The sequence below is a fragment of the Metabacillus sp. B2-18 genome (assembly GCF_021117275.1).
GTDB lineage: Bacteria > Bacillota > Bacilli > Bacillales > Bacillaceae > Metabacillus.
This window is the reverse complement of the sequence record NZ_CP088245.1, coordinates 5069500-5082477: the sequence shown is the minus strand read 5'-3', so window position 1 is coordinate 5082477 and position 12978 is coordinate 5069500. Positions and strand designations below refer to the sequence as shown.

The following is a 12978-nucleotide window of genomic DNA, read 5'->3' as shown; positions in this document are numbered from 1 at the left end:
AGTGGTCGATTGTATGTAAATATGAAATAAAGACTTCTTACATAAATCAATATATGGTATGATTTAACATATTCTTTTTTCTCTCATAAGGAGTGGAGCGATGTTAAATTCGGCAGTTATTCCCCAAGCAGATAGACTTGAAGATGTCATTAGAGGTATAGAAGCAGTTGCGCGTGGAGCGAGAACCTATCAAGAAATTGCACATGCAATAGGAAAAGTTGAGAGGCAAGGACGTTATTATAGATTGGCTGGAGAGCAACTGGGTATGATTAGTTTGGCGGGAAAAAATCATTCTGAATTAACACCTAAAGGTAGGGAGTTTCTATCTCTACCTAAAGACGCAAGACAAGTGTTCTTAGCTAACGCTGCTTTAGATAATCAAGCCTTAAGTTTGGTATTCGAATTTATAGAAGACAATCCTAATTCGACTAGAATAGATGTTTCACAGTATTTAAGATCTCTAAATATCAGTGAAAGCGTAGCTCATAGGCGATCTACTACTACGATTGAACGCCGTTTAAAAATAAGATATCTAGACTTCATGAGTTTTTCTACATTAATTTAGAGACAAGGCCAACTTTTGGTCCTTGTCTTTTTTTTGAACAATTTGAGTAAGAAACGCTGTAAAAAGTAATTATACATGTTGTTTGGCTGCTTTTTTATAACATCTTATACATAAGAGTTTACAAAAGTAACGAGAGGTCCTATACTCGTTTTACAAATTTAGGAAGGTCGTGTATGTATGGAAAAAGTATTTGGTTATGTTCGTGTTTCGACTGAAACCCAAGCTGAAAAAGGATATGGAAAAGATGTTCAAGAAACAGCTATTAAAGAGTATTGCAAAATAAATAAGTTAGAAATAGTTACAGTTTTTAGGGATTTAGGAGTAAGTGGTACTTTATTTCCACGTGATGGGATAACAGATTTATTTGCTGCTTTATCTGAGGGAGTTATCAAAAGAGTAGTTGTAATGAATACTAGCCGCTTATGGAGGGCAGATAATGCGAAGGTAATGATAAAAAGACAACTTATGAAAGACAGTGTAAGAGTAACTAGCATTGAACAACCTACCTATTCCATTTACGACAGAGATCCAAATGACTTTTTACTTAATGGAATGATGGAATTACTTGATCAATACGATCGATTAAGCATCAATATGAAGCTGGCAAATGGAAGACGTCAAAAGGCTAAAGGTGGAACTAAGGCTTGTGGGAATCCTCCACTTGGCTACAAGTGGAAGCATGAAGGGGTTCAAAAGCCTATTGTGGTACTTGATGACGGGAAAGTGGAAATTGTTAAAGAAATATTTAGAAGTTATTTAGACTTAAAATCCATTAGGAAGGTTCAACATAATTTATGTGAGTTAGGTTATAAAACCCATCATGGAAAAGATTTTTCTACTATGGCGATACGAAATATCTTAACTAATCGCTTCTACTTGGGAGAAGTAAGACATTTAGATTTAATTGTAAAAGGCCAACATCCACCACTTATTAATGTAATTTCTTTCGGCAAAGTTCAATCCCAATTAAGAAGAAATCAAAGAAAGGGGGCATAGCTTTTGAAATATGATATTGAGAGATTGATAAATCTACCAAGAAAATCCTCAAAAGACTACTTAGAACTTATGCACCAGGCACTTGAACTAGGCGATAAACAATGGTTTGAAGAACTAGCAAAAGAAAAGGTTCGTATTGAAAAAATTGAAGAAAAAATAAAAAAAGAGTTGGGTTGGAGAGGAGAAAATTAAATGGAGATTAACAAATGTCTTAGTTTATTTGATGATTATATAGTTACACCAGGATTCAATAGGACTGATATATCAACATGGTTTAGCCAAAGTGCAAAAAAAGGTTATAAGAGAGGGGTTTATGCAGTACTTAACTATCGACTTGAAGTACTTTATGTTGGTTCTTCAACTAATTTACGTAAGAGAGTTCCGGAACATTTATATCAAGATAAACTAACCGGCCATTTCCAAGAAGTACTGCTAATTGGTATTAAGAATCTAGAAGGAGATGTAACTTCCTTAGAGAGAGAATATATCAGGTTGTTAAATCCTAAGCTAAACAAGTATCGATATTAGGATGTTTTAAAAGTCCGGTATAAAGGTCAAGCTGTGTAGCTTGATCTTTTTTTATAAAAAATTTCAATCGTATTTAAAAAAGAGATGATTTATCCAATATGTTAAATGTAACGAGATTGGTTGCTATGCAATTTTAAAAGGTGACACCATGTTAACCCCTATTAAACACAAATAATATTCATATAAAGGTTCTCGTGGCGTAAATAACCATTTCGCTAAATTAACTATTGTAACGATTAAGTTCTTGTAATTAAGTACTTAATCTATCAACCAATCATCACTTATAAACTTAAAAAACTTATCGCCTTAAACCAGATATTAAGGAGATGAGCTTATTGTTAGCCAGTGTAAAGCTAGACAAATTGGTATTAGAATATGTCAACATACCTCTAAACATCTTTGATGCAATAAAGGATGACTGGAATATTAGCGACATAAAAAGTAATGAGGGTTTTCACTATCACCGTTGTTTGCAGATAACCAAAAATGATACTTATATTAAACTTTATTATCAGTCTAAATACGAAATATGGAAGCCAGTTGGGAAACTCCGATTAGAAACTCAACCGGAATACTTATGTGAATTTTCATCATTACTAAAGAAACTGAAAGAGATAAGTCGAGATGTTTATTTTGTTTCTATGGATGTTGCATTTGACTTTCCCATACATCAAAGTAATTTGCTTGTTACTTCTAATACAGGCAGGGAGATGAATTTATTTCAAGGGACACGATACTTTGGGGGTAAAGGTCAACGGGGGAAAAACGGTTATTGCCGAATATATGACAAAAAACAAGAACTATTAAACAGAGAAGTAATTAAAGGTGAGTTAACAAGAGTGGAAATCGTCTATAAATCGAAATTAGTACTAGCCGATCTAGCTAACCACCCACCATCTTTTAATAAATATTACTCCGGGTGGATAGTTGATAAGGATATTAAGGTCCCACCGATTTATAAAGCTATAATTATTTGTTTGCAAAAAGGTGATATGACGATTAATGAGTTTTCAAGGCATTATAGAAGAGTTATAAAAAATCTGTTTAAAGACCAGACAATTATAGACTTTGACGAACATATAAGAAAATTATGGATTGACCAAGTATCGAATATTAATAGGTTCGTAGTGTAATACCCAATTTCAAGAAATTATACTTATCGCTACCCACCAAAGTAAATACCACTAAAAGTAAAAGTTATTAGGGGTGAAAAAATGAGAAAATCTTTATTTGTACAAAGTAAAGCAGAAGACATGAAGCAAGAGGCAATACAAACTCTTGCAATGCTGATAAAAAAATACTCAATTGAATTTAAAAACATTCAAAAGAAAGACAGGGGTGTTTAAAAATGAAGGCTGCAGTTTATACAAGAGTATCAACTGAAGAACAGACAAAAGGCCAATCTCTCGATTTTCAAGAAGATTTAATAAAGAATTATGCGGATGGTAAAGGCTATGAAATATATGACGTATATCGAGATGAAGGATATTCGGGTAAAGATTTAAATAGACCTGAGTTCCAAAGACTTATAACAGACTTGCGAAATGACAAATTTGATGTAATTTTAGCATGGCATGTAGATAGAATTTCTAGAAACAATGCTGATGTTATCCTACTGATTAATGATGAATTGAATCCTAATAATAAAAAATTAGTGATTACATCGGGAGATATTGACTCGTCAGATAGCAACGGATACATGTATATATCTTTTCTTAGTACATTTGCAAGATTCGAAAGGTCAATGATAATTGAACGTGTAAATGCAGGAATGCAAAAACGAGCAGAAAAAGGTTTATGGAATGGTGGAGCTATTTTAGGTTACGACACAATAGATAAAGCACTAGTTGTTAATGAAAGAGAAGAATCAATTGTAAAGGAGATATTTAAACACCGGGCAGAGGGAAAAGGTTACAAATATATAGCAAATGAATTGAATACCAAAGGAATTAAGACTAAGAAAGGGAAAGCTTTTAGTATACCTGGGATTAAGCTGATTTTAAATAATCACATCTATATTGGTAAAATGGTATGGAAAAAGCATCAAGATTGGAGTACTAAAAGAAGGAAAGGAAGGACTGAACCTATAATAGTAGATGGAATTCATGAGCCAATAATTGAAAAAGAATTATGGGAAAAAGTCCAAACAGTGAATAAGCTGCAAAAGAAAACATTTACAACAAACAGAAATTTCAATGGGAATTTCTACTTGTCCGGTATTCTAAAGTGTCCAAAATGTGGTGCAGGTACCGTTATGAGTAAATCAAAAAAGAAAAATGGTGATTACCATTTCTATTATATGTGTCAATCATTTCATAGCAAAGGTAAGTCAGTCTGTAGAGCTAACTTAATTAAAAAAGAAATTGTAGAAGAAAAGGTCTTTAAAGAAATAAGTTTTCTAGTCAATAATGGTGATGTATTGAATGCCTTAATAAAAGAGTTAGGTAAAGACAATGTAGTTGCAAAAGAAGCATATCAAGCAGAAATTAATCTTTATAAGAAGAAACAAAAAGAATTAATCGAAAGACGGTCAAAATTAGATGAGGATTACTTTATGGGTAATATTGAAAGTACAACATATAATCGTCTAATGATAGGTATTGAAAAACAAATAAAAGATATCGAGAGAGGTATTAGACGATTAGAGCAAGAAATTACGTCCAATGAAGAAAAGGTTGATAAAGACTTAATTCTAGACACTTTGAAGAACTTTGAACAGTTCTTTGCACTTGTCAGTGATGAAGAAAGAAAACTACTCATTAGATCTTTAATAAAAGAAATACAGATGGAGGAGAACCGGAAGGATGTCAAAGAGATAACCTTCTGGTTTTCTTCTGTCCCTAGTTTACCATCTAATAAAGCGGGCAGAACCGTATCATAAGTAAATGAGGTTCATAAATAATTTCATTCTAGCGTTAATAAAACCAACATTTTTAAAAATGGGAAGTTGAAACCCACAGCATCCATTACGATAGAAAAATTTATCAAGAACCAGGCACTACAAAAAATTTTCATCATATATAGTTGATATCCGTTCGGATTTGATGAGGAGGATATCATTCATGCAACCTATTTTACCTATGGAAAAATATTTTGGTCAGTTTGAACTGGTGCATGCTTTTTATGGGGCTATGCCTACAGGTGTCAGCGTTTCCGAAACCGGTCGTATTTTTGTCTGCTTTCCGAAATGGGGAGACGACGTTCAATTTACTGTGGCGGAAATTGTTGAGGGTGAATTGCAGCCTTATCCCAATTTAGAAATAAATTTGATTAATTATGGTAATATTACAATGTCTTTCGTAAGTGTCCAAAGTATCGTTGCTGATGGAAGAGGAACACTTTGGGTACTAGATACAGGGGCACCAAATTTTTCTGTACCTATTAAAGGGGGAGCAAAATTAGTTGCTGTTGATTTAAGCACGAATACAATAAGGAGAGTATATACCTTTACAGAAGATGTTGTCTTGCCAACAACTTATCTGAATGATGTCCGTTTGGATTTTCGGGTTGGAAGAGCAGGGTATGCATATATAACGGATTCTTCTACCAGAGGGCCAGGGGCTATTATCGTCGTAGATTTAGAAAATGGGAACGCGTTTAGACGGTTAAATGGGGCAATATCAACTTCACCTGATCCCTATTTTTTACCGAAAGTAGAAGGTGAAATTTTGATGAATCGAAACCCGGACGGCTCGACTTTCCCATTTAGATTGGCTTCCGATAGTTTAGCGATTTCTCCTGATGGAAAGGTTTTATTTTATGCTCCTCTAACCAGCCGTCAACTGTTCTCAATCTCAACAGAAGCCCTAAGAGACAGACAGATACAGGACATGAATTTATCCCAATATGTGCAGTATTGGGGGGAAAAAGGTGCGTCTGATGGAATGATTACCGGCGCAAAAGGAACCGTTTATGCGGGAGACTATGAAAACAACAGTATCCGGAAGATATTGCCGAATGGCGCAATGGAAACCATTGCACATGACCCGAGAATTTTATGGCCGGATACTTTTTCGATTGGCCCCGATCAATACATATATGTCATTGTGAATCAATTACATCGGCAGGCGAGATTTCATTATGGATGAGACCTGCGGGAAAAACCATATAGTTTACTTCGTATGAGAATTGATGAATTCCCTGCTCCTACCTTTTCATAATAATGTTAAAAGAAGGTAGCTATCTCTCATCAGATAAAGGATAGAAAAACAATTCTTGAAAGGCTTTTGACTAATCCTATATATAGCCGTGATAACATTCTATGAAATGAAAACGTATCAGAGTAGCCTTAAACATCTGATACTTTTTTGTTAATTGTTGATATGACAGCATTTTTACCATTAATATCCGTTGCCAGTATCGTTGATGTGATCACTGATAGCAGTATGTACATATATGCTTCAACAATCTCCTTTTAATAAAATCATATACATTCTGGCATGTACTAATAGCGCTGATTTAATGTAATTAGTTAAGTTAGAAAATCTTAAAATACCTTCCATTAAAAGTAGTGACTAACCACACACAAGCCACATTGAATGTGTGGCTAACCCATTACGAGTATAGATAGAAAAGGGTACCCCAGATTTTACTGAGGTACCCTTAATCTGTATTTTTAGAATACTTTTGTAGTCCAATCCTCACAATTCCAAATATCAGTCGCAATTTCACGATAGAAATCAGGTTCGTGTGATACCATTAAGATACTTCCGCGATATTCCTTTAGAGCACGCTTCAATTCTTCTTTTGCATCTACATCTAAGTGATTGGTAGGTTCATCTAGAATTAATAAATTCGTTTCTGTGTTAAGAATTTTACACAATCTAACTTTGGCTTTTTCGCCACCTGAAAGGACTTCGACTTTACTTTCAATATGTTTCGTTGTTAATCCACATTTTGCAAGAGCAGCACGGACTTCAGCCTGATTCATGCTTGGGAACGTGCTCCAAATTTCTTCAATACAAGTGTTGTAGTTAGATTGTTTAACTTCCTGCTCGAAGTACCCGATATGTTGATGCTCACCGCGTTCCACTTCACCCGAAATCGGATTTATCAACCCAAGAATACTTTTTAACAGGGTAGACTTCCCGATACCGTTTGCACCAACGAAAGCAATTTTTTGCCCGCGTTCCATTTTCAGATTTAGAGGACGAGAAAGTGGTTCATTGTAACCAATAACAAGATCTTTAGTCTCGAAAATCCAGCGACTAGCTGTGCGAGCTTCTTTGAAATGAAACTCAGGTTTTGGTTTCTCTTTCCCCAATTCAATAACTTCCATTTTGTCGAGCTTCTTTTGACGAGACATCGCCATATTACGAGTCGCAACACTTGCCTTGTTACGAGCAACGAAATCCTTTAAATCAGCAATTTCTTGTTGTTGACGCTTGTAAGCAGACTCTAGCTGTTGCTTTTTCATTTCATATATTTTCAAGAAGTTATCATAGTCACCAACATAGCGGTTCAACTCTTGATTTTCCATGTGATAGATCAAGTTAACAACATTGTTCAAGAATGGAATATCATGTGAAATTAAGATAAATGCATTCTCATATTCCTGTAAATATCGCTTTAACCATTCGATATGCTGTTCATCTAAATAGTTCGTAGGCTCGTCTAGTAATAGGATTTCAGGTTTTTCTAACAAAAGCTTAGCTAGCAAAACTTTCGTACGTTGCCCACCGCTAAGATCATTTACATCTCTATCAAGTCCAACATCATCTAATCCCAGACCACGAGCAACTTCCTCAACTTTTGAATTGATTTGATAGAAATCATTACTATCTAACGTTTCTTGTAGCTCTCCAACTTCTGCAAGTAATGCATCGATATCCGCACCTTCTTCACCCATTTTTGCATAAAGTGCATTAATCTCTGATTCAGCATCAAAAAGATATTGAAAAGCAGTACTTAAAGCATCACGCATTGTAGTGCCTTTTTGAAGTATAGCATGCTGATCTAAATAACCAACACGAACTTTTCGTGACCACTCCACTTTCCCTTCGTCGGGTTGCAACTTCCCAGTAACAATGTTCATGAAGGTAGATTTACCCTCACCATTAGCACCAACTAGTCCAACGTGTTCGCCTTTTAAAAGTCGAAAAGACACATCATTAAAAATTGCACGATCACCGAAACCATGACTTAACTTTTGTACATTTAATACGCTCATTTTTTTAACCCCTTATCTAATATCACATGTGGATATCTTACTAAATTCTGACTAGATTTTCTATCATGAATTTATTACAATTTGCAAAATGTAATTCGATTTTCGCTTTAATTGAAGTTAGTCCCTTCTTAAATGAGGGTATTGAATGAAAGTTATTTGAGCTCTAAACTTAGATTCTAAATAAACATGCAGGACTTATCAACACCCCATTTATTTCCTTGGACAGCAAAGGGATGGCACAACTGCTTCCTTTCCAAATTGGGAACTTACAAGGACGTTCGTTATGAGGGAGTAGGTCTGGTTTTGGATATAGAGTTTGAGGAGAATAATTGTGTCTTACCGTTTTTTACGATCTTTTTTAAAAATAAAGCCTTAACAAATGCAGAAGTATCTACCATAAGTAAATTAACTTTAATTAAGAAATATAAGATAAAACAATTGACAAATTTAGGGAACCTTTTAAACTATAATTGACTCTATCCTCAGATTCTTCTGCAATAAAATCTTCTATCTTTCCTGTTAAAGTTTATCATTATAATTTTTAACTTACCTTATACTTTCTTCAAAATTACATTTCTTATTTTTTTACTTCACATTTATACCAGCTAATTTTTAAAATACTTAAATATATAAAGGAGATGATTGTTTCGTGGCATCAAATATGTATGCTGTTAAATGCTTATGTTGTGGGCGTTCTGCATTTGAATTCCCGCCTGAAAATTTCTATTTGTCGTTTGAAGAATATTGTGAAAGGATGTTTGCGAAGTATGGGGCTTCTGACTATGACTTTATGATTCCGATTGAGGAATAGCATTAGTCTTTGAAGATAATTTGAAGAAGAGTTGAGGATGGAGGATTTATTGGGTAGGAGGAAGGTGCATTGGGATTTGAAGAAGATTATCAGGTCTTTATGAATGCTCACTTACAAGCAAGAACCGGAGAAAGATTACGACGATTACAAGAAGGCCACAACCAAGCTGAAAAATTGTTTTTGGAACAAGTGTGGTGGCCCTCATTTTATCATTTTCAATAGCTACATCCAGAGTATGAGGTTAATGATTTCAAGGAAGACAATAGATATTTGGATTTTGCTTATATTCGTCCAGCCATCCGGATTTGTTTCGAGGTCGACGGGTATGGCCCTCACTTAAGGAATATAAGCAGATGGAAATTTTCTGACAATCTAGAACGTCAAAATCAGTTGGTGATTGACGGATGGACCGTGATCCGCTTTTCTTATGACCAAGTTAAAGAGAAACCACGACGATGTCAGCAGGTTATTCAGCAAGTGGTTGGCCGTTGGCTAGGTGAAGATCTGGACCAGATCTCTCTGTCCTTTGTTGAGAAGGAAGTACTACGGTTTGCCATTCGAAAAGGAGAAGCCATTTTCCCAATAGAATTGCAGAATCATTTGAAGCTAAGTGACAAGACGGTAAAAAAAGTCCTTTCTCAACTAGTCGATAAAAAGGTGCTGATTCCCGCATCTGGAGTTACAAGGGTTCGTTCTTATAGGTTGGGGAATCAAGTTAAGCACCTGATTTAATAACAGACGGAAAAATTCCGCTTAAATTGCTATTTATATGAAAAATAGCTTAAATAGACGGAGATACTCCGATTATTAACCCAAAATGTATGAAAATAGCGAATTTTAGTTTGAATAAACGGGAAATTTCCCCTTATATTCTTCAAAACAAGCTCATTGCTTGATTTAACCGGAGAATTTCCGCTTATTTTACTTATTTTTATTACTAACTACAACAAAAAGGTTGCGGACAACCCCTCATAAAGGACTATCCGCAACCTATAAAGAACATCGCTACAACTCTTTAACTAAAAGTCAATTCCTTATTAGCTATATTTTTCACATGATGCCGCCCAATCGGCACCACCGAAGGAGAACCAGAAACCGGATCCTCCACAACAGTACAATGTAACCCAAAAATATCCTCAATCAATTCACTTGTAATAACCTCTTTTGGTGCACCCTCTGCAACTAGCTTTCCTTTATAAAGAGCAAAAATATGGTCTGCATATCGTGCGGACAGGTTGATATCATGAAGAACCATGACAATGGTTGTTCCGTATTTTTGGTTAAGGTCTGTTAGCAGGTCGAGAATTTCAACTTGATAGGTGATGTCTAAATAGGTTGTTGGTTCATCAAGAAACAGGATGTCTGTTTGTTGTGCTAGAGCCATGGCAATCCATACACGCTGCCTTTGACCACCTGAAAGTTCATCAATATGTCGATCTGCAAATTCAGTGATTTTCATCATTTCCATTGCTTCAGCAACTGCTTCATAATCTTTTTTTGTCCAGCCCTTTAAAAATGACTGGTGTGGAAATCTGCCTCGTCCAACTAAGTCTGAAACGGTAATTCCTTCGGGGACAATAGGTGATTGTGGAAGTAATCCTAATACACGGGCTAACTGTTTTGGTGGAATGCTATGAATTGATTTTCCACCTAAGGTAACTTGGCCGGAAGTAGGTTTAATAAGTCTAGCCATTGTTTTAAGTAGGGTAGACTTACCACAACCGTTTGCACCGATAATAATGCTTATTTTATTGCTTGGAATGCTAATACTTACATCATGTAAAATCGTTTTATTATCGTATCCAGCTGTGATTCCTTCAGCTTGAAAAGCATGTGTTGGTTTCATTATAAATCTCCCTTCCGATTCATTCGGATTAGCAAGTAGATCAAGTATGGTGCTCCAAGTATGCCTGTAATCACACCAACAGGGTATCTAGCAACAAATGCGAATTGTCCTATAAGATCTGATGCTAAAACTAAAATGATGCCAACAAGACCTGCTGGGATCACACCTGAAAATCCAACACCAACTAGTCTTTTTGCGATAGGTCCAGAAAGGAACGCAATAAAGGCGATAGGTCCCGTTGTAGCGGTAGCTAACGAAATAATAAGCACCGAACTGATAATAAGTACAAAACGTGTCTTATTTGTATCAACTCCAAGTGAAGTTGCAGCTTGCTCCCCAAGTTCTAACATATCTAATCGTTTTCCGAACGCGATAATAATTGGGGCAAAGATAAGAACTGTGATCATAAGAGGGTACAGTTCCTCCATTTTAGCACCATTTAGACTACCACTTAGCCATCTCATTGCAGTTGGAAGATCATGCTGCTGACCAATCAGCAATAAGTAAGATACAACAGCATTTAGCATGGCTTGAATACCAATTCCTATTAATATTAATCTACCAATTGAAAAAGAAGTACCTTTTGATAAGAGAAAAATAACGATTACTGTAGCAAGTCCACCAATAATAGAAGCAATGGAAACAAAGGTATTACTTGCATGAAGAACAATGATACAAAAAACAGCAGCAGCACTTGAACCAGCTGTTATTCCGATGACATTAGGATTTGCTAGGGGGTTACGAAGCATCGTTTGAAAAACATATCCAGCAACACCAAAAGCAAATCCAGCAAAAACACCTGCAACCATTCTTGGAAAACGTATTGTTCCTACTGCAAATGATGCACCTTTTACTTTCTCACCTAGTAGGACACTTATGACATCTGAAACAGGATAAATGGTGTTTCCTAGCATAAGCATTGTGCAGCAAAGTGCAAAGGCAATGATTGCGAGTAAAGAAGTGACAAGGACAAAACGACGACGTCTTTTTATTCTACCTATCATAATAAGATTCATTGATTCATTCATCATAGTGCACGCATTTTCGCTTTCATAGTTATTAAGATTAAGATAGGAGCCCCAATAAATGCTGTAACAACACCAACTTCAAGCTCACCAGGACTTCCTAAAATTCGACCGAAAACATCTGATATTGTTAGGATAATGGCACCTGAAAGAGCTGACATTGGAATAACATATCGCAAATCAGGACCAATCATGAGTCGAATCACATGTGTTGCTAATAAACCAATAAAGCCGATAGGACCTGCAAGTGCTGTTGCCACACCGCACAATAGTACTCCACCAAAGGCAGCGATAAGCCTAAGTGTTCCTGTACGTACACCTAAACCAGTAGCAGCTTCATCACCTAATGCTAATGCATTTAGTGCTGGAGCAGTAAAGATGGCTATTAGGATTCCAACAATAAGAAAAGGAATAAAAAGAGAGATTGAGCTCCAATTTCCTGCGCCGACACTACCAACCTGCCAAAATCTAAATTGATCCATAACGTTTGAGCGAGGAATCATAATGGCCATTACAAGAGAGGATAATGCAGCACTTGTAGCAGCACCTGCTAAAACGAGTTTAAGGGGCGTGGCTCCGCCACTCCCCATTGAACCAATTCCGAATACAAAAATGGCAGTTAGAATTGCACCTGCTAATGCAAGCCAAATATATTGACTAGCACTGCTAATATTTAAAAAAGAGATTCCACAAACAACGAATAGTGCTGCCCCTGTGTTAACTCCCAATATGCTAGGGTCTGCAATAGGATTACGAGTAACCGATTGCATAAGAGCACCAGAAACTCCCAATGCAGCACCACACATAAAACTAAATACTGTTCTAGCAATTCTTTGGCGAACAACATTTGCTCCATGAGAATCCACATCAGGATGGAATAAGCCATCAATCAGCTCATTCCATCCAACTATACGAGATCCAAAGGCTAGAGAAGCCAATACACATATACCGAGTAAAACAATAGAAAGTATAAGTACTTTTATAAAATTTTTCGGTATAAGTAACTGCTTATTTTCTGAAACGGATGTATGATCCATT

General features: G+C 35.9%; 14 protein-coding genes and 1 pseudogene. 11 read left to right on the top strand and 4 right to left on the bottom strand.

From position 1 onward, the window contains the following. The first annotated feature begins 100 nt into the window (after positions 1 to 100). From LPC09_RS25280 to LPC09_RS25250, 8 genes and pseudogenes are all read left to right on the top strand, one after another. Entirely contained in the window at positions 101 to 565 is a 465-nt protein-coding gene (locus LPC09_RS25280) for a DUF7226 domain-containing protein (protein WP_231308727.1), read from the top strand. A gap of 177 nt (positions 566 to 742) precedes the next feature. Continuing rightward, positions 743 to 1561 carry a recombinase family protein gene (locus tag LPC09_RS25275; RefSeq protein ID WP_231308726.1) on the top strand — a complete coding sequence of 273 codons (819 nt, stop codon included), beginning with the start codon at positions 743 to 745 and terminating at the stop codon, positions 1559 to 1561. A gap of 3 nt (positions 1562 to 1564) precedes the next feature. Next, the gene (locus tag LPC09_RS25270) at positions 1565 to 1753 is read left to right on the top strand and encodes a hypothetical protein (RefSeq protein WP_231308725.1); all 189 of its coding nucleotides are present in this window, start codon (positions 1565 to 1567) and stop codon (positions 1751 to 1753) included. Then, positions 1754 to 2089 carry a GIY-YIG nuclease family protein gene (locus LPC09_RS25265; protein ID WP_231308724.1) on the top strand — a complete coding sequence of 112 codons (336 nt, stop codon included), beginning with the start codon at positions 1754 to 1756 and terminating at the stop codon, positions 2087 to 2089. Between the two features lie 335 nt (positions 2090 to 2424). After that, positions 2425 to 3222 carry a replication initiation factor family protein gene (locus tag LPC09_RS25260; protein WP_231308723.1) on the top strand — a complete coding sequence of 266 codons (798 nt, stop codon included), beginning with the start codon at positions 2425 to 2427 and terminating at the stop codon, positions 3220 to 3222. 81 nt (positions 3223 to 3303) lie between these two features. Beyond that, entirely contained in the window at positions 3304 to 3435 is a 132-nt protein-coding gene (locus tag LPC09_RS27445) for a hypothetical protein (protein ID WP_269217412.1), read from the top strand. 2 nt (positions 3436 to 3437) lie between these two features. Further along, the gene (locus tag LPC09_RS25255; RefSeq protein ID WP_231308722.1) at positions 3438 to 4970 is read left to right on the top strand and encodes a recombinase family protein; all 1533 of its coding nucleotides are present in this window, start codon (positions 3438 to 3440) and stop codon (positions 4968 to 4970) included. Between the two features lie 181 nt (positions 4971 to 5151). Continuing rightward, positions 5152 to 6249, top strand: a pseudogene (locus LPC09_RS25250) (L-dopachrome tautomerase-related protein). A gap of 455 nt (positions 6250 to 6704) precedes the next feature. On the opposite strand, the gene LPC09_RS25245 reads toward LPC09_RS25250, so the two are convergent. After that, positions 6705 to 8258 (bottom strand): ABC-F family ATP-binding cassette domain-containing protein, encoded by a 1554-nt coding sequence (locus LPC09_RS25245; protein ID WP_231308721.1) that lies wholly within the window; start codon positions 8256 to 8258, stop codon positions 6705 to 6707. Positions 8259 to 8907: 649 nt separating this feature from the next. Here LPC09_RS25245 and LPC09_RS25240 point away from each other — a divergent pair. From LPC09_RS25240 to LPC09_RS25230, 3 genes are all read left to right on the top strand, one after another. Continuing rightward, positions 8908 to 9069, top strand: a complete 162-nt coding sequence (locus tag LPC09_RS25240; RefSeq protein ID WP_231308720.1) for a hypothetical protein — start codon at positions 8908 to 8910, stop codon at positions 9067 to 9069. Positions 9070 to 9138: 69 nt separating this feature from the next. After that, complete coding sequence (locus tag LPC09_RS25235; protein ID WP_231308719.1) at positions 9139 to 9291, top strand: hypothetical protein; 153 nt, start codon at positions 9139 to 9141, stop codon at positions 9289 to 9291. Positions 9292 to 9339: 48 nt separating this feature from the next. Further along, positions 9340 to 9801, top strand: a complete 462-nt coding sequence (locus LPC09_RS25230; RefSeq protein WP_231308718.1) for a DNA-binding response regulator — start codon at positions 9340 to 9342, stop codon at positions 9799 to 9801. 283 nt (positions 9802 to 10084) lie between these two features. Here LPC09_RS25230 and LPC09_RS25225 read toward each other — a convergent pair whose 3' ends face one another. From LPC09_RS25225 to LPC09_RS25215, 3 genes are read right to left on the bottom strand one after another with little or no spacing between them, the layout of a single operon-like run. Continuing rightward, on the bottom strand, positions 10085 to 10915 hold the full coding sequence (locus tag LPC09_RS25225) for an ABC transporter ATP-binding protein (protein ID WP_231308717.1): 831 nt from the start codon (positions 10913 to 10915) through the stop codon (positions 10085 to 10087). Further along, positions 10915 to 11946, bottom strand: a complete 1032-nt coding sequence (locus tag LPC09_RS25220) for a FecCD family ABC transporter permease (protein ID WP_231308716.1) — start codon at positions 11944 to 11946, stop codon at positions 10915 to 10917. The genes LPC09_RS25225 and LPC09_RS25220 overlap by 1 nt, the downstream gene beginning before the upstream one ends. After that, positions 11943 to 12977: a FecCD family ABC transporter permease gene (locus LPC09_RS25215; RefSeq protein WP_231308715.1), complete on the bottom strand. Its 1035-nt coding sequence runs from the start codon at positions 12975 to 12977 to the stop codon at positions 11943 to 11945. The genes LPC09_RS25220 and LPC09_RS25215 overlap by 4 nt, the downstream gene beginning before the upstream one ends. Between the last annotated feature and the right edge of the window lies 1 nt (position 12978).

Bases quoted from the DNA above. Each gene is read 5' to 3' on its own strand.
- LPC09_RS25280 (WP_231308727.1), top strand. From the start codon at position 101: ATGTTAAATTCGGCAGTTATTCCCCAAGCAGATAGACTTGAAGATGTC.
- LPC09_RS25275 (WP_231308726.1), top strand. From the start codon at position 743: ATGGAAAAAGTATTTGGTTATGTTCGTGTTTCGACTGAAACCCAAGCT.
- LPC09_RS25265 (WP_231308724.1), top strand. From the start codon at position 1,754: ATGGAGATTAACAAATGTCTTAGTTTATTTGATGATTATATAGTTACA.
- LPC09_RS27445 (WP_269217412.1), top strand. From the start codon at position 3,304: ATGAGAAAATCTTTATTTGTACAAAGTAAAGCAGAAGACATGAAGCAA.
- LPC09_RS25255 (WP_231308722.1), top strand. From the start codon at position 3,438: ATGAAGGCTGCAGTTTATACAAGAGTATCAACTGAAGAACAGACAAAA.
- LPC09_RS25245 (WP_231308721.1), bottom strand. From the start codon at position 8,258: ATGAGCGTATTAAATGTACAAAAGTTAAGTCATGGTTTCGGTGATCGT.
- LPC09_RS25225 (WP_231308717.1), bottom strand. From the start codon at position 10,915: ATGAAACCAACACATGCTTTTCAAGCTGAAGGAATCACAGCTGGATAC.
- LPC09_RS25220 (WP_231308716.1), bottom strand. From the start codon at position 11,946: ATGATGAATGAATCAATGAATCTTATTATGATAGGTAGAATAAAAAGA.
- LPC09_RS25215 (WP_231308715.1), bottom strand. From the start codon at position 12,977: ATGGATCATACATCCGTTTCAGAAAATAAGCAGTTACTTATACCGAAA.